13 protein-coding genes are annotated in these 18,098 nt (G+C 39.9%); 2 read left to right on the top strand and 11 right to left on the bottom strand.

Going from position 1 to position 18,098, the window contains the following annotated elements:
• Positions 1-11: 11 nt before the first annotated feature.
• From T494_RS0108765 to T494_RS0108775, 3 genes are all read right to left on the bottom strand, one after another.
• Positions 12-3,920 carry a UvrD-helicase domain-containing protein gene (locus T494_RS0108765; RefSeq protein WP_028505983.1) on the bottom strand — a complete coding sequence of 1,303 codons (3,909 nt, stop codon included), beginning with the start codon at positions 3,918-3,920 and terminating at the stop codon, positions 12-14.
• Positions 3,920-7,354, bottom strand: coding sequence for a PD-(D/E)XK nuclease family protein (locus tag T494_RS0108770; protein WP_028505984.1), 3,435 nt, complete (start codon positions 7,352-7,354; stop codon positions 3,920-3,922). Before T494_RS0108770 ends, T494_RS0108765 begins: the two co-directional genes overlap by 1 nt.
• Positions 7,355-7,463: 109 nt before the next feature.
• Positions 7,464-7,691 (bottom strand): hypothetical protein, encoded by a 228-nt coding sequence (locus tag T494_RS0108775; RefSeq protein WP_028505985.1) that lies wholly within the window; start codon positions 7,689-7,691, stop codon positions 7,464-7,466.
• 141 nt (positions 7,692-7,832) lie between these two features.
• Here T494_RS0108775 and T494_RS12760 point away from each other — a divergent pair, with 141 nt between their 5' ends.
• Positions 7,833-9,197 carry a hypothetical protein gene (locus T494_RS12760; RefSeq protein ID WP_051540261.1) on the top strand — a complete coding sequence of 455 codons (1,365 nt, stop codon included), beginning with the start codon at positions 7,833-7,835 and terminating at the stop codon, positions 9,195-9,197.
• A gap of 49 nt (positions 9,198-9,246) precedes the next feature.
• On the opposite strand, the gene T494_RS13465 is transcribed toward T494_RS12760, so the two are convergent.
• The 8 genes from T494_RS13465 to T494_RS12775 all read right to left on the bottom strand — a co-directional run bounded on the left by T494_RS13465 (position 9,247) and on the right by T494_RS12775 (position 17,668).
• Positions 9,247-11,400, bottom strand: coding sequence for a SpoIIE family protein phosphatase (locus T494_RS13465; RefSeq protein ID WP_051540263.1), 2,154 nt, complete (start codon positions 11,398-11,400; stop codon positions 9,247-9,249).
• A 112-nt stretch (positions 11,401-11,512) separates the two neighbouring features.
• Entirely contained in the window at positions 11,513-12,886 is a 1,374-nt protein-coding gene (gene scfB, locus T494_RS0108790; RefSeq protein ID WP_028505986.1) for a thioether cross-link-forming SCIFF peptide maturase, read from the bottom strand.
• 84 nt (positions 12,887-12,970) lie between these two features.
• Positions 12,971-13,114, bottom strand: coding sequence for a six-cysteine ranthipeptide SCIFF (gene scfA / locus T494_RS13660; protein WP_081777275.1), 144 nt, complete (start codon positions 13,112-13,114; stop codon positions 12,971-12,973).
• Between the two features lie 99 nt (positions 13,115-13,213).
• Positions 13,214-13,615 (bottom strand): TIGR04086 family membrane protein, encoded by a 402-nt coding sequence (locus tag T494_RS12770; protein ID WP_051540265.1) that lies wholly within the window; start codon positions 13,613-13,615, stop codon positions 13,214-13,216.
• An 87-nt stretch (positions 13,616-13,702) separates the two neighbouring features.
• Complete coding sequence (gene yajC / locus T494_RS0108805) at positions 13,703-14,011, bottom strand: preprotein translocase subunit YajC (RefSeq protein ID WP_028505987.1); 309 nt, start codon at positions 14,009-14,011, stop codon at positions 13,703-13,705.
• Positions 14,012-14,094: 83 nt separating this feature from the next.
• A complete protein-coding gene (gene gltA / locus T494_RS0108810; protein ID WP_028505988.1) occupies positions 14,095-15,486 on the bottom strand; it encodes an NADPH-dependent glutamate synthase in 1,392 nt (463 codons plus the stop codon).
• Positions 15,479-16,318, bottom strand: coding sequence for a sulfide/dihydroorotate dehydrogenase-like FAD/NAD-binding protein (locus tag T494_RS0108815; RefSeq protein ID WP_028505989.1), 840 nt, complete (start codon positions 16,316-16,318; stop codon positions 15,479-15,481). The genes gltA and T494_RS0108815 overlap by 8 nt, the downstream gene beginning before the upstream one ends.
• Positions 16,319-16,420: 102 nt before the next feature.
• On the bottom strand, positions 16,421-17,668 hold the full coding sequence (locus tag T494_RS12775) for a family 10 glycosylhydrolase (RefSeq protein WP_051540266.1): 1,248 nt from the start codon (positions 17,666-17,668) through the stop codon (positions 16,421-16,423).
• 156 nt (positions 17,669-17,824) lie between these two features.
• On the opposite strand from T494_RS12775, the gene T494_RS12780 reads away from it, so the two are divergent.
• Positions 17,825-18,098 (top strand): transposase (locus T494_RS12780; RefSeq protein WP_037344418.1); only part of this gene is annotated, 274 nt, incomplete at its 3' end.

Genomic DNA, 18,098 nt, shown 5'->3' on the forward strand with positions numbered 1-18,098 from the left:
TTTTTTTACAATTAAAATTTATACTCCTTTCCCATGCCAAGCTTAAAAGAATAAATATAACAGCTTTTTATCGTTGCTTTATCTATAGTTCCGTCACTATTGTTGTTTCCAAGGACCACCTCAAGCGCTGCCTTGTAAAGCTCCAGCTGTAATGTATATTTATCCATGTCATTTATGCTTTGGAAATTGTCTGTTTTATAATCGACGATAACGTATCCGTCATCCTCCTTGAAAACGCAGTCAGCTATACCCTGGAGCATACCTTCATCACCGGTAATATCGGAATATTTTTTTCCAAGGCTTGTATCTTTCATTGCTACAAGGAACTTTTTTTCTCTGTGCACCTCATCCGATTGATCTATTCTTCTGTAAAAATCAGAATTAAAAAACGCTTCAAGCCTGTTTACATATACACCGCTTGCTTCAGTCGGAGTAAAATAACCGTTATCAACAAGTCTTTGGAGCTCGTTTTTTACGCTGATCTGTGCGTTGGTATAATTCGCAACCTCCATAAATTTATGTGTAAAAGTTCCCTTTTCTGCCGGCGTAAGTTTTGAACCGTCATCAAGCTTAGGAAGACTTGGGAAAAAATCAGGATCAATCTGTATAGCAAAATCCGGATCGTCTGATTTATGGGCATTTTCAATGGCTTTTTTCTCGTTTTCTTCTCTCACTATCTCGGTCACAGTAAGCTTTGAAGGAAGCATAGCTTGTCCGGAGGAACTCTTTTTCAGCATCTTGTCATTTTCATAGATTTCTGTCAGCTTATCAACCAAGGCTTCATCTTCGGTCTCTTCCGTTTTTTCATCAATGACCAATGTATCCTCATCATCTGTTGTCAGAAATTCCATAACGGCGTTTATCTTTGGCTTGCGGGGGTCACAAACCAGAAATTCAAATGTCTCAGCTTCATCTGCCAATTTATCATTTTCAAGATCATAATCACCATTGAGCCATTGAGCAAACTCCTTTCCCATATTGAAGCCTGAAAGTCCGCACATGAGCCAATAAAGCATATTATCGCACTCTGCCACCAGCTTTTCCATTTGGATAGCATCAGCGCAATTACACGCCTGTCTGTAAACATTCTTGACAGTGTTTCGGCCTGTTTGCGCCTTTATATTGCCATTGCACTTTGGCGACATTGACAAAAACAGCTTCTCCTTTGCACGTGTGCATCCGACGTAAAAAAGTCTTAATTTTTCGCTTCTGTCCTCAAGAACACTTTTATCATGCATATCCTTGAAAAGAATATTGGTTTTTATTATATCCCTTATCGTATCTGAGGTCTCAAAAGCAAAACTGTCAACGTCTTGGGGATCTTCGGATACCTTATGATGCATATAAATATTCTCACTGCTTGAGTTTTTGGAATACACAAGATCACAGAGAAAAACATATGGAAATTCAAGACCTTTTGATGCGTGATAAGTCATAACATTGACCGAATCTCCGGATGAAGTTATTTTACCCGACTGTTTAAATGCGCTGTCATTGTTGTATACTGAATCAATAAATCTTAAAAATCCTGCAACGCCATCTCCGCCGGACTGCTCGTAATCTCTTGCATACTGAAGAAACAACAGAAGATTTGCCCGTTTCTTTTCGCTGTCCAGATAAACCGAAGTAACTGACAAAAGCTCTGTAGAATCATATATGTATCTTATCAGCCGCTCAAGATCCGAGCTCATCGAGCGGAAAATAAAGCGTTCTATCGCTTCATACGTCTTTGAACACTTTTTCTGAAGTTTCGGGTTATCATTGAAGATTGGTTCGTATTCAAAGTCCTCTGTTTTTTTGCCTATATAAGTAAGGTGTGCGGTGGATAAAACGGTATATATGCCATTTATTGTCTTGCCTTGATTTTTACACCGCTTTTGATGTATCAAAAGCATATCTGATGCGCTGAATCCGAACACCGGTGACATAAGCATCGATGCCATTGCAATGTCATTAAGCGGATTGTCAATTACTCTGAGAATACTCAGTATAAGAGTTATCTCGCTGGATTTAAGATATCCTTCCGTATCCTGTGAACGGGTTTTCAGACCAAACGATTCAAGTGCTTTTGACATCTGAGTTATGCTCTTATTTTTCATCATAAGGATACAGATATCCCCTGCCCGGCAAGGTCTCATGGACTTCATATCCTTGTCCCAGACTAAATATCCCGATTCCGGAGCAAGGATTTTTCTGATCTTCCGGGCTATTAAATAGTATTCTTCGCTGAACCCGGATCTATCAAATGTATCATGCCTGTCAACAAGCAGCATTTCTACACAATTTGCCCCGTCAAATTCAGGCTGCTGCGGATATTGTTCTGCACCAAACTTAAGTTTCTGGCTGTCGTTATAGTCTACTCCGCCCATTTTTTTAGACATTATAGGCGTAAAAACGTTATTTACAAAATCAATTATACCCTGTCTGCTTCTGAAATTTTCCTGCAATATGACAGGCATAAGATCTTCGTAACCTTTGTTTGCATCAACAACAGTCTTGCTGAACAATTCAGGATTAGTCTGTCTGAAACGGTATATAGCTTGTTTTATATCTCCTACAACAAATACATTATCCCCCATATGGCTGAGGTCTTTTCCGTTTGAAAGAGCACGAAAGATTATTTCCTGAAGATTGTTTACATCCTGGAACTCATCAATAGTAATTATCTTATATATCCCGCTCTGTCTGATGTCTTCACATAACGCTGTGCGTACGATATCCCCGTCTTTGAACTCAACAAGAAGATCCTTTGTCATCATTTCAACATCCGAAAAGTCAACGGCGTTTTTTTCCACCTTCACCTCGTGCATGATCTCTTCGATCCTTGATACAAGACCTGCAAGGATATCAAAAACTTCAAGCACATCATTGATATTATCTCTTATCTGCTTGTCGGTAAGAACACCGTCGGTTTTCAGTTCTTTTATTGTACTGTTTATCTCGGCAATTATACTTGCTGACTGTGCCGCCATATCCTCCAGCTGGCTGCGCTCGCCGATTTCCATTGCATCAAGCATCTTGTTGCTTTTCAGTGAAGGCTTTCTGACCTGTGGTGAGGCAAGAGAAAGGAATCGGTCAAAATCCTGTTCATCAAAGCTTTTGACAAGTTCGTTGATCTGATTGCGGATAATATCCAGATCAGATGACAATGTTTTTGAAAATGATGCTGCCTGTGGATATACGCTTATTTTCATAGCAAGCGGTTCAAGAGCATTTATCAACGACAGTATATAGTCAAGCTTATCTTTGATCCCGCTTCTGAAATCCTCAATGTGCTTGCTGATAAAATCATCGTTTGAATACAAACCTTTTGCGTTGCTTATCCATTCTTCTCTGAAAGGTATAGTCCTTAAAAAGACATAGAGAGATCTTATTATGGTGTTCAGCTTGATAGAATGAGCACCGAAGGAATTACACAGTCTGCCGTATGCGTCTTTATTTTTCTTGCAAAGCTCCTCTGTTGCCTGATCCCTGGCATTTTCAAACATCATTTTCTCGTTTGCCTCGTCGAGAATTTTAAGTCCGCTTTGAAAATCGAAACGTTCTATATTGTCTTTTACAAAATCAAGGCAAAACGAATTTATTGTTGATACTCTTGCAAATTGAAGATTATCCTTCTGTTCAAGAAGCCATCGGCTTTTTTCAGAAACTCTCTCTTCCGGTGAAGCAAAGCAACGTGCGATCTCTTTATCAATAGCCTTATTAAGCTTTTCCCGCATCTGTGCAGCTGCTTTGTTGGTAAATGTAACAGCAAGAAGCTTCTCGGCAGGTATCTTTTTGTTTTCATCCAGAAGAAGCTGTGAAAGCCGCTCAATAAGAACTGTCGTCTTACCGCTTCCTGCAGCAGCTGATACAACGATCCCTTTATCCCTTGTTTCAATAGCTTTTTGCTGCGCCGCGGTCCATTCTATGCTGTTCATCACTTATCACCGCCATTCTCTGATCCTGAAAGCTCTGCAATAGTTTCCTTGAATTTATCTTCCAGTTCTTTTTTATTGGTCGTAAGACCTGAATTGTCCTCGAATCTGTCCTTATTACATATCGTTCTGTAATCGCAACAGCTGCATACATTTCCAGTAGCTCTCATTGGAAAATCGCCTTTTTCCAGCGCATTTCCGAACTCTATTACCTTTGAACCAGCATATTTTCTTATCGCATTAAAAGTCTGTTCGTCGACAGTATCCTTCTTGTTTTTGTCAAAGGGGGCATACATATAATTTGCATCGGTGTTATCCTTGTTGAATGTGCCTATTACATCGCTGTTTCCGACGATAATGCCCTTGGGCTTGAACGCCTTTAAAATACGGTCGTTATGTTCGCTGCTATACATGGATTCTGTGATGCTGCTGTCACGGATAGGCTTTATGCTCTCGCCAAAGGTCATATATTCTATGCCTGCAGGCTTAATATCGGATCCAGAGCCGTTTATCTGCATATACGCATCAAGATAAATAAGCATCTGAAGATTCAGACCGCACTGCAGATGGGAATAATCAATAGCTATGGAACCCGTTTTATAATCTATTATCCTTACAAGTTCCGACCCCCCCGGATCAGAAAGATCGACACGGTCTATAAAGCCTTTAAGCTTCAGTGTGTTACCCTTGGCAGTGCTGTATTCTACAATTCGGCTGTTATCCTTTATACCAAAATCGTATTCGGTTTCCACAAAATTGTATCTTGATCTGTTAAATTCCTGCTGAACATATTTTACTATCCTGAAAGTAATATTTTTTAGCAGATCATAATCATACTTGTATGTCTCTGTCTTTCCGAAATCGCTGTTAAGGCTGTTGTTATAATAGTCGTCAAAACATTCATCAATAAGATATTTTACACGATCGTCCGTTTGCTCAGAATCATCCATAACAATATATTGGCCCTCTTTATCAGTATCTGAAAAAACTTTTTGAAGTACAAGATGCACAAGAGTTCCCTTATGATCGGGACTCATTTCCATTATTTCGATCGGTCTTAATCTTAATCCGTACCTACAGAAATATGAAAAAGGACATTTATAATATGAATCGACCTGAGATGCGGATACCTCAGCCATGTTGTTGTTAAAAAACGTCTGATGACTCAGTTCGCTGTCCGGCTGAGTCTTTGCACTGTTAAGACGGTCCCCGGCAGCATTTTCCATAGCATAAAGCTTTGGACCGTATTCGGTATTTTTCAGCGAAGCTTTGACTGATGTCTCAAATGAACTCTTTTGGTTAAAATGCTCGATTGCAATATGATACGCTGTTTTTTCCGATGTACAGAAAAACTCCAAAGGAATATCTGTCAGCTTTTCTGCCTGTTTATTTTTAAAGCATTTGAGTATATCATTTACCAGAACAGAAGGTCTCTTTTCCTCGCCGGTCAGATCAGCGTTTATATATGAAACAAAAAGTTTTTCCGATGCCATGGATACTGCATTGTAACAAGAAAGCTCCTCATTCATAATAGAATATCTGACATCGCCGGAAAAATCACGTCTGAACTCACCGGAAAAGCTTTCCAGTGATTTTTGCAGCACAGACATATCTGTTCTTGAAAGCAGGCTGTTGTTGGAGATCACTTTGGGGAACACTCCGTCATTGACCTGGCATACAAAAGCAATTTTAACATTGGTAAGTCTTGAATGTGATGAATCGGCAATTCTTACACAGTCTATTTTCTGCGGCGGATTTGAAACGCTCATCTGAGATACCATTACCCTGAACAATTCGTAGAACTGTCTGAGAGAAATCGATTCCTCACCCAGACAGTCATATATAGACTTTATGCCTGACAGAATCGAGTTCCATAGCTGCCTTAGTCCCCTTGAAAGCTCTGTCTGAGTCTGATTTTCATTAAGAACCGCATTTTTTACAACAGAATAAACACGCTTTGAAACATTCAGCTCGTCAAGCAGCGCAAAAAATCTTTGACATATCTCGGAAGCAGGCAGATCACCTTTGCCGCAAACTTTCCTGAACTTTTCAAGTGGTGAAATTATGGATTTCCTAAGCTCTTCAACCGAATTGATATGCTTTAATTCAGTTTCACTTTTTACAAGTGATGTGTCAAGCCCAAAATAAACCTTTGTCCACATATCACCGTTGATGTTCCATTTTAAACAATATCGTTCAATAATATTGGCATTGTGCTTATTTGCCGAGTAAAACGGCGATTTTACCAGCTTTATAATCTTCTCGGTCTTATACTTTCCGGATATAAGGCAGTTAAAAAGCGAAGTAAAATACTGAATGATAGATGAAGCGGAGATCTTCTCTGAAAGATCAATAAAATACGGTATTTCATATCTTTCCATCGTGCTTTCAAAAACACCTGATATTTCCTGGACATTGCGCACTATCACGGCAATATCCGAATATCTGTAACCCTTAGAAACAAGATGTTTTATCTGGGCGCAGACAAACATTGCCTCAGAGTATACATCGTCAGCACTTATTATCCTGACATTCTCGCCGTTATCTTTTAAAGCCGTCTTTGTTATATTAAACAGATTTTTTGAGACATAGGCTATGTCAGTGCTGTACAGACCCATTTCAACAGCATAAACTGTCTCGCTCTGCCTGCTGCCTGCAAGAATACGCAGTGTGCCCAGTGTCCTTTCGGTTATTTTAAAGGGATGGATTGCGTTTTTGCAGCTGTCATTATCGATACAAAGGGAGATGTTCACATTGTCAGCCTGGGAAAAACACAGTTCTATCATTTTAAGTTCGTCATACGAAAAACTTGAAAATGAATCAATATAAATATCTGTGCAGGCAAAATATAAATTATCTCTTGCCGCACTGACCGCAGCACTGATGCTTGAAACCGCATCATGAAGCCCCGAAGCGGACAGCTGCTGCATATACTCATTATATATCAGCGCAATATCGTGTATTTTTAGAGAAAAGCTCCCCTTGGCGTTATCGGATATAATAGAAAGCAGTTCATATGTAATTCCGCTTTCTCTCATCTGCTGCACCAGATCAATAAGCTGGGAAATGAAATTACCCTTTTCAAGCCCCTTTTTATCCATATTTCGTACATAGTATTTCAGCTCATTCCGGGATCTTAATGCTTGAATAGCTTTGTACATCAGAATTATCTTTGCATTTTCGCCGGCAACAGTCTGACCGATGTTGCCTCCATACTTGTTTAAAAGCAATTCAGAGATCCTGTTAAAACCGGCAGTTGTAATTCTGTTAAAATCCACTGCTCCGAGTTTATTATAAAGCTTTTTATCGTATTCAAAGGAAAACTGATCCGGGATCATAACAACGACATTTTTCCCGTCACTAACAGAGCTTTTTATAGAATCAATAAACCGCTCTTCACGATCACTGGTTGCACCGCCGATAAAAAATCTTATCATATAGACCGACCTACTTCCCTTTTTTGATACATTTTCTGCTGAAATTATACCATAATAATAACATAATGTCAATCAGAAAGCAGGTTTAACTGTACAAAAGAACGTACAGTCAAGAGAATAAGTCCACAATAAAATCAAAGAACCCGAAACCAAATTCAACTTCTGTATCACTATCGTTTATAACAGTAAGCTCTTTACCATTTTCTTCAAGTATAGATCCTGTAATGAACCAGCTTTCAGTTGAGGTGCTATTATCCGCAGCAGGAAAAGCTGTGAATAAAGCAGCTGCAATAACGCCTATCATAAGCGATTTTTTAAAGTTAGTTATTTTTTTCATTCTCTGTACCTCCAAATTAAATATGCTATGATTATTGGAGATGCTATGTCAATTATTCACATTAAAATAATTTTTCTGTATTTTAAATAAAATTAAAGTTACCTGCCTATAATTAAATCAAAATATAAAGGAGATGATAATATGAAAGAGAAAAATTCAAGAAAAGGCGCATATATTGCTATCGCAGTTCTTTCTGTAATATCGATCCTTGTTGCCTGCACAAGCAATAATGAAAGCGCAGAGTCGTCAAAAACGGAAAGATCATCAGTTGTAACCAAGGTATCCGAAAACTCACAGCAGTCAGTTCAAATATCTTCCGAGAGCGATTCTGACAGCTCGGTTGAGTCAGTATCCACCTATACTTCAGGTAATGCAGTCGCAGGAGTAAGCGATATAAATATTGTCCAAGCAAGCTCATCAAACACTTCTCTTTCCTCAAAAAGCGTTTTAGTCACTATAGGCAACAAAAAGGTGGATCTGAGCGGTGCATATGTTGTTGACGGAATAACAGCAGAGATAATCGGAGGAACTTACCGCTCTGATACAGCAGACCAGAATGTATTTCTTGTAATAAACGGCGGAAAGCTTAAACTGTCAAATGCGGAAATAATAAAAACCGGAAACGCTTCCCAAAATGACTCAAAGCGCAGTTCCGATGTTTCGGATGATTACAATTTTTACGGAATCAACTCTATTATACTTGTGGTCGGTGAAGAAAGCTCTGCTGAAATATCCAACTGTAAGCTGACCTCAGATTGCAGCGGTGCAAATGCAGTATTCTCCACTTCGGGTGCAAAAGTAAACGTAAATAACGTTCTTGTGTCCACAACAGGAAATTCTTCAAGAGGAGTATATGCTACCTATAACGGTACTATAAATGCCGACCATGTTGACATTACTACGACCGGAGCGCATTGTGCTCCCATAGCAACAGACAGAGGCGGCGGTAATGTTAACGTTACAAACAGTGTAGTAAAATGCTCAGGCGACGGAAGCCCGTGCATTTACTCTACAGGCAACATTAAAGTAGACAACCTCATCGGCACATCCACAGGTTCGCAGGCAGCTGTTATTGAGGGTAAAAATTCAATCACAATGCTTAACTCAAAACTAACAGCAAGCGGTGGAAACAACGGAGTAATGCTTTATCAGAGTATGTCAGGAGACGCATCTGATAAAGATGCAAAAGCCAGCGTTTCTACTCTTGAAATGACCAATTCAACCATTACAAACAATTCAAAAGGACCTATGTTCTATATAACAAATACAACCTCTGTCATAAATCTAAATGGCGGCAATACATTGACTTCGGAAAACGGCGAACTTGTAAATGCTGCAACAGGAAGATGGGGCAAAGACGGGTCCAACGGCGGAAAGCTGACTATAAACATCGCAAAGGATACACTGAGCGACAGCATTTCAGCCGACGATATAAGCTCGGTAACAGTACAAACATCAGATAACGGAAGATTTAACGGAAAAACCTCAGGCAACGTAACGACCTGAAAAACAGCAACGCCTCTTGTGTCACAAATCCACAGGAGGCGTTTTCATATTATTGTATCTTTAATCCAAGCATTGTAAGATCATCAAACTGTGAAGCATCACCAACAAATTCATCCACTTTTCTCTTAACACCCGAAAGAAGCTGCTGAGGGGACGGATCGTAGTGTTCATTCAAGGCTTTCAGCATACGCTCTGTACCGAACAGTTCGTTTTCAGCGTTTGTAGCCTCTACAACTCCATCAGTATACAGGAACATCATATCACCCTTTTCAAGCTTTATTTTATATTCGCTGTACTTCTGATTTTCGAAACCGCCAATAACAAAACCGTGCTTATCAATATGCAAGGCAAACTTGCCGTTATTACGTCTTATGGCCGGGTATTCGTGACCGGCATTTGCCGCCGTGATCGTACCGGTAGAGATCTCAAGGATACCAAGCCAGAGGGTAACAAACATTCCTTCTTCGTTATTCATGCAAACTGCATTATTAGTCATTTCAAGGATCTTTGCCGGAGAGCTGCATATGGATGCATAATTATTAACAAGGATTTTTGACATCATCATGAACAGTGCCGCAGGAACGCCTTTTCCGGATACGTCAGCCATAACGATAGCAAGATGATCGTTATCGATAAGGAAGAAATCATAGAAATCTCCGCCCACTTCTTTTGCAGGGTTCATTGTAGCATAAATGTCAAATTCCGGTCTGTCCGGGAAAGCCGGGAACAGATTTGGCAGCATATCTGCTTGTATCTTTGTTGCAAGTTCCAGCTCTGTCTTTATTCTTTCCTTTTCTTTGGTTATATTAGTAATAGTATTGATATATTTTCTTGTTCTTGCAGACAGTGTTTCAAACGCCTGGGCAAGAATTTCTATTTCATCTTTTGTCTTGTATATTTTTTCCATCTTAAACTCAAGATCGTCGCCGCCTATCTCTGTGATGCGCTTTGTCATATGCTCCACAGGCTTAACGATCCTGTTTGCAAGAAACAGCGCAGAACCGCTGCCCAGCAAAAAGATAACTATGATCATCACAAGTGTGGTCTTTTCAGATTTTTTGGCAGCGTCGTTAAAGACGTCCTGAGCATTTTTATTTACTTTATCATATTCATCCACCATTACTTTGGCGGGCTGTTTAGTGATCTGCTTTTCCACCACCGAGATAATTGACCAGCCAACCGAGTTTATAGGTGCAGCTGACATATATAATTCTTTGTCATCAACAGTAATAGTTTTCAGATCTGTCTTGTCTTTAAAAGAACTGTTGACAAAGTCCGCAAGTTCTTTATTTCCGATATTTCTTATATCTTGTGCCTTATCAGAAGTTTCAGCCTTGAATGTACCTTCCTTCTGAGGCGAGAAAATTACATGACCTTTTTCATTAACAACACAAATGTAACCTCCGCCCTCAACTGATGATTCCACATATTGTGCCATTGTATCCAGAAAAAGATCCACTCCGACAACAGCAACAAGTTTACCGTTATGGTAAACAGGCGCAGAACATACTATTCCGATTTTACCGGTAAAAGCGTCTTTTTCAATATCAGTAAAGAAAACATCACCTTTACTTACAGCTCCGGTATACCATGGTCTTTGTCTGATAGGAACGTCAACAAGATTTCCACTGCTGTCATATTTATCTGCCGGTCTGTCATCAACCATCAAACAGGTACCGTCAGGCAAAGCCACAAAACATGAATTAAGCATTTTAGAATTTGAATACAAAGATTCCATCATTCCGCTCATATTACCTATAAGACCGATATATTCCGAGTTTTTAGGATCAACAGAGCTTTCATGCAGCAGCTGTTCACAAACTGTACCGTTTTTTGATTTATCGGGAAGAGGAATATCACGCTTTGAAAAGCTTGCGCTGTTATCAAACAGTCCTGCCGCAAGATTCTGAAGGGTCTTGACATCCTTTATGGCATCGGAAAACATATCATTTGCTATATAAGCTTGCTCCGCAGTAGATTTTATAAGAGTCTTATTTACTACCTGTTCCATTGTACTTTCAGATATGGAATTGATCTTATCCTGCTGTTCAGAGGAAGCATCCCCGACAATTTTTTTCAGCTGCCTGCCCTGATATACAGAAACTGCTCCGAAAACCGCAAGAACAGCAATGATCGTAACTATAACAAGATTTATGATTTTTTGCTGCAATCCGCCAAATTTAAATTTCCATATCTTTTTCATATCCGTCACTCCCAAAAAGATAATTAACACTTTCTGATGTTTATTATAGCATTTTTTAAGCAATTCGTCAAATAAAAAAGAGACGTATTTTTACTACATCTCTTTTCAAAAATCATTCTGCCGTGTCCATCATGGAGAGTGCCTTCATCAGAATTGCACATTCAAGGCGTTTTTTCTGTATCTCACAGCTTAATTTATAAGCATTATGAATATCACCGGCGTATATATAGTTGTTTGCATTACATCCGCCGCTGCAATAGAACTTCGCCCAGCATTTTTTGCATTCAGGCTTGGAGTAGACGTGAGCCGAAGCAAAAACCTTTTTCATTTCCATGTCAAAAGTGTTGTCGTTAAGGCTTCCCATTTTGTACTCCTCATTACCTACAAACTGGTGACAAGGATATATATCGCCGTTTGGAGCAATGGCAACATACTCGTTGCCGCAGCCACAGCCACGCAAACGTTTTATTGCGCATGGACCCTGGTCAAGGTCAAGCATAAAATGGAAGAAATTTATAAAACCGCCGTTTTCTCTTACTTTTGTGATCTTCTCCATCAACGCATCATATTCGTCAAATATTCTTGGCAGATCCTCCTGAGTTATAGCATAAGGCATTTCAGGGTCAGCCATTACAGGCTCAACAGATATCTGGTCAAAGCCTTGCTCATAAAGATGCATTACGTCATTTGAAAAATCAAGGTTGTACTTTGTATATGTACCCCTGACATACCAGTCTTTATCGTTACCACGGGCATCTACAAGCTTTTTAAAGTTAGGAAGGATCCTGTCATAGCTGCCTGAACCGTCAACACGGACTCTCAGTCTGTCGTTGACTTCTTTTCTTCCGTCTATGGAAAGTACAACATTGTTCATCTCTTTGTTAATAAACTCAATCATATCATCATCAAGAAGAACGCCGTTTGTGGTTATGGTAAATCTGAACTTTTTATTCGCCTCGGCTTCTCTTGACCGCCCATATTCAACGATCTTTTTCACAACATCAAAGTTCAGCGTGGGCTCTCCGCCGAAGAAATCAAGCTCAAGGAACTTCCTGTCTGCTGAATGCTCAATAAGAAAATCAATAGCCTTTTTTCCAGTTTCAAGGCTCATAAGCATTCTTCCCTCTTTATAATCTCCGGTTGAGGCAAAGCAATACTTACATCTCAGATTGCAGTCATGAGAAACGTGCAGGCACATTGCCTTCACAGGTGAAGCTACAGAGGTCAATGCAAACTTTTCATAATCGTCCTCGGAAAACAGTATCTTGTCATTATAAAGAGATACTATTTCTTCGTAACATTCAACAATCTCATCTTTATCATACTTGCCGCTTAATTTGTCAATTACATCTGCCGGGCACTTTTCTTCAAAAGGCGGCTGTACAATATCCAGCAGGTCAAAGGTCAGGTCATCGACAATATGAACTCCACCGCTGTTGACATCCAGCACAATATTGTGACCGGAAAGTTTATACTTGTGTATCATTTTACATCCTCCGATAACAGATCATATAAAACAGCAAAAATTAAAGGGACATAAAAATGCCCCTTTAGTAAGTTGCTCTGATTATCAAGCTTCTCTCTCGCACTTCTGGTTAGCTACTGTGCAGGAAGTTTTGCAAGCTGACTGGCATGAAGCCTGGCACTTACCGCAGCCGCCCTTTTCAGCGCTCTTTTTAAGATTAGCCTTATTTATAGTTTTAATGTGTTTCATACAAATTACCTCCAAAACTTATTTTTATAATTATATCATATACACAGAATACATTTATAAATTTTTTGTTAACTAAAAACGAATATTCGGTGATAAGCATTATAATTTACCATTTTTCGCATTAACTCCCAGTATTCCTCCAAGTCCGGAACACATAAGGGTAAGGATAAGTTTGGATGGAAGCGAGATGCTCTGGGTTGCTTTAGCAAAAAAGTGGCTTACCAGAATTATTATCAAAAACACGAAAACTCCGCATAGTATTCCCATTATAAGCCCGTTTCTTCGATGCTTTTTGCCGCTAACATAACCGCCCGAGAATGCGCCGACGCAAAGAGCAAAGGTTGACATAGCTGAAAGGATCATGTCAGTAGCGTCGATTTTAGCAACAAAAAAGCCTAATAACATTATTACTGCAACGGTAACAGCGCAGGATAGCAACGCAGAACCGAATGCTGTTGAGGCAGCCACTTTTTTATTTCCGAATAATCTGCTGTTACGCATAGTTATATCCCCTCACAGATAAGATATAACATTTTATTCACTGCGCAGCAAAAAAAGAACTGCATCAAGTGCAGTTCTCAGATAATATCAGCTGTCGTGTTCTGTCTCGTTTTTAGCAATCGCCCACTTTTTAACACGTATCTTACTTCTGTCTCCGCCGGTCTCAATAACAACAGTATCCTCTTTTATCGAGAAAACGATACCAACGATACCACCGTTTGTTACAACTTCATCGCCGACCTCAAGATTATCTCTCATCTGCTGGTCCTTCTTTTCCTGCTTTTTCTGAGGTCTTAAAATAAGAAGATAGAAAAAAGCAAAAATAGCTACCAACGGAAGAAATGTCAGAAGCAGAGATCCAACAGATGCTTGCTGCTCTGCAAGTACACTGAACATAATTATTTTACCTCCATACTAAAACTAAAAAGATTATATCAGATATTTACAATAAAATCAATAGAAAATCAAAAATTTTACTTTTATTTCGCATTTTTATTTTTTATGAACTTATCGATCTGGGCAGCTGCGCTCTTTCCTGCGCCCATAGCCAGAATAACAGTAGCTGCACCTGTAACCGCATCTCCACCGGCATAAACGCCCTCTTTAGTCGTCGAATGTGCCTCATCTACAACAAGGCAGCCTCGCTTATTGACCTCAAGCCCAGGTGTAGTTTTCTTGATAAGCGGGTTTGGTGATGTACCTATCGCCATGATAACAGTATCTACTTTTATGGTGTGCTCCGATCCTTTGATCTCAATAGGTGATCTTCTTCCGCTTTCATCAGGCTCACCAAGCTCCATGCTTACTACTTCAAGTTCGCTTACACGGTCATTTTCGTCTCCTATTATTCTTACAGGATTGTTAAGAACATGGAACTCTATGCCCTCTTCAATAGCGTGGTGAACTTCCTCTTTACGTGCAGGGAGCTCGTCCATTGAACGTCTGTAAACAACATATACGTTTTCAGCACCCATACGCTTTGCAGATCTTGCGGAGTCCATTGCAACGTTTCCTCCGCCTACGACCGCAACGCTTTTAGATTTTAACAGTGGCGTATCATAGCCGTCTTTATAGGCTTTCATCAGGTTTATCCTTGTAAGATATTCATTTGCGGAATATACGCCGATAAGGCTTTCGCCCTCAATGCCCATAAACCTGGGAAGACCTGCACCGGAACCGATAAATACCGCCTCATTGCCCATCTCAATAAGCTCGTCCACCGAAAGGACCTTGCCAATAACCATATTGGTCATTATCTTAACGCCTATATCTTCAAGGGCTTTAATCTCTTTTTTTACAATTTCCTTTGGCAGCCTGAACTCGGGAATGCCATACATAAGCACTCCTCCGGCAGTGTGGAAAGCCTCGTATATGGTCACCTCATAACCCTGCTTTGCCAGATCACCTGCTGCTGTAAGGCTTGAAGGACCGGCACCAACGACAGCGACCTTGTGTCCGTTTGGTTCAGGACGCTCAGCCGATTTCTGCTTGTCCATCATATAATCCGCACAGAATCTTTCAAGTCTGCCGATACCCACAGGTTCGCCCTTTATTCCACGTACACACTTGCCTTCACACTGGTTTTCCTGTGGGCAGACCCGTCCGCAGACAGCAGGCAAAGCATTTGTGCTTTTTATAATATCGTATGCTTCTTCAAACTTGCCCTCAGCCACTTTAGCGATGAACTCAGGGATCCTTACGTTTACCGGACAGCCTGTAGTACAAGGCTTATTCTTGCAGTTAAGGCACCTTGCTGCCTCTTTCATAGCTTCCTGAGCTGTATATCCCAGGGTCACCTCTTTGAAATTACGTATACGCTCCTGTGGCTTTTGCTCTGCAATGGGAGTTTTTGTCAAAGTCATATCAGCCATTTCTCTTTCCTCCCGTTAATCTGCAAATATGCTCTGCTTCTTGCTCTTTATAAGTGGAATTTCTCTTCATAAGCTCATCAAAATCCACCTGATGACCGTCAAAGTCAGGTCCGTCTACACAAGCATATCTGATCTTTCCGCCCACAGTAACACGGCAGCCGCCGCACATACCGGTTCCGTCTATCATAATAGGATTGAGCGAAACAAGGGTTTTTATACCATATGGTTCTGTGGTGCGTGAAACAAATTTCATCATAACTACCGGACCGATCGCAACAACCTCATCATATTTGTTGCCGGACTCGATAAGCTCTTTAAGTTTATCGGTAACAAAACCTTTTGAGCCGTAGCTTCCGTCATCTGTACAAATATACAGGTTATTCGACACCGCCTTCATCTCATCCTCAAGAATAACAATATCCTTGTTTCGGAAACCTGCAATAATATCTACATCAACGCCCATATTGAACAGCTTTTTGGCCTGAGGATAGGCAATAGCGCAGCCAACACCGCCGCCTACGACCGCAACTTTCTTAATGCCATCTTCATACTCGGTTGCAACGCCAAGAGGACCGGCAACATCACTTATACAGTCACCTACACCAAGTTTTACAAGTTTCAACGTACTTGCCCCAACGGTCTGAACAACAATAGTGATCGTACCGGCTTGTCTGTCATAATCAGAAATGGTAAGCGGTATACGCTCACCGAACTCATCTACCCTGAAGATAATAAACTGTCCCGCTTCAGCTTTTGCTGCGATAAAAGGAGCCTGTATTTCAAACAGAACAACATTTTCATTAAGCTGCTTTTTCTTTAAGATCTTAAACATCAACAGATCCTCCTGACATAAGAAAATAACTTGTCATTGTGTATTATAATACATTTTTGTAAAAAATACAATAGTTTTTTCTAAAAACAGCTTTTTTATGTGTTATTGTAACTGCTTGATTATCAGATCCAGCTCTGTTTTTGAGCGTTGATTGTCGTTAAACATATCCAGATATTTGTAAAGCACAAATCCTTTACATTCATCAAGTGCCGCAATATCGCTGATCTGCTTTGCAATTATGCCTGTGGTCCTGACAAATTCGCTGTCATTTCCAATGGTTTTATACACGGCAAGTCCAACGTAAAGCTTTACATCTTTACACGTCACAACGTTTGTCCAGTCCTTTAAAGTTTTGAGAAACGGCTTAACCGAATTATTGTACCCATAATATATCTGTGGACATATGTAATCTATATACCCTGTCTCGCTGCTCCATTTCTTGACATCGGCAAACATATAGTTATAATTGTTCTCAAGATTTCCCTGTGGGGATACACCTACAACAATGTTTTTGTTTACGGATTTTACGGCATTATATATCATTTTCACCATAGATGAAATATTTTCCATGCGCCAAACGGATAGTTCCTTCCCCTTTGATAAAGCTGAAAAACATTTAACGTCAAATTTCTCTTGTGTGGTCGGGTAAAAATAATCGTCATAATGTATGCCGTCAACATCATATTTACGGGCAATTTCTTGTGCCCCATCAGCAATCAGCTTCCTTACCTCCTCATAACCGGGATTAAGCCATAGATGCTTGTCTGCGTCAACACTGCATACATAATCGTTTTTAGCATTATACCATTGTTTTATTTTAAATTTATCGTCTATCTGTTTTAAGTGCTCCTCGCTTTCAAGGCGCAGCGGATTTATCCAGGCATGGATTGAAATATTGTTTTTATGCGCTATTTCAGTCATAATACTTAAAGGATCAAATTCGGCGATCGTTTCATACTTTCCGGTCAGATAATATGAAATAGGATAAATATCTGACCTGTATATTGCATCCCCGAACGGTCTTACGTGTACAAAAACAGTATTGCACTTTGCTTTTAATACATTTTTACAAGCTGTTTCAAAATTGTCTCTGAACTGCTGCTCCGTCTTGCCTGTCAACATAGGTGCAAGATCTATATATGATATCCAGATCGCCTTCAGATAATCATAATTCAATCTTTCATTGCTTTCATCGGATCTAAAGCTGATATCATGCGGAATAACAGAGTTTTTAACCATGTATTTCCCTTTTGGGACGAATGTGTTATTCTCACTTTCATTCAGATTATGTGCGCATCCTGTAAATAAAAATGCAATTACGAAAATAAGTATTTTTAGAACATTCTTCATTATTTGACCCTCCGTTTTTTTAATATATATTAGCCTTAAACGGAAGTTATGAAAATAAAAAATGGACCGCATATCAATGAAATGCTCCCCTTTTGTTAGACAATGTGGTATAATAGAAATATACCAATTAGAAATCTAACGGAAGGGGGCATTTTTATGCCTAAAGGAATACCAAATAAGAGATACACACCGGAATTCAAAATCAAGGTTGTTGAAACGATGCACAAAGAAAAGTTGAGCCACAGGGAAGCAGCACGGGAATTCGATGTGAGTAATCATAATAGAGTCTCAGACTGGGAGCGCATCTATCTTGAAGAAGGCAAAGAAGGTTTTTATGTTGAACGCCGAGGACGCAAGTCGACAGGCCGTCCTACAAAGCTAAAAAAGGAAGTCCAAGAAGATCTCATAGCCGAGGTCCAGCGTCTTCGTG

Source organism: Ruminococcus sp. FC2018 (genome assembly GCF_000621805.1).
Classification (GTDB): domain Bacteria; phylum Bacillota; class Clostridia; order Oscillospirales; family Ruminococcaceae; genus Hominimerdicola.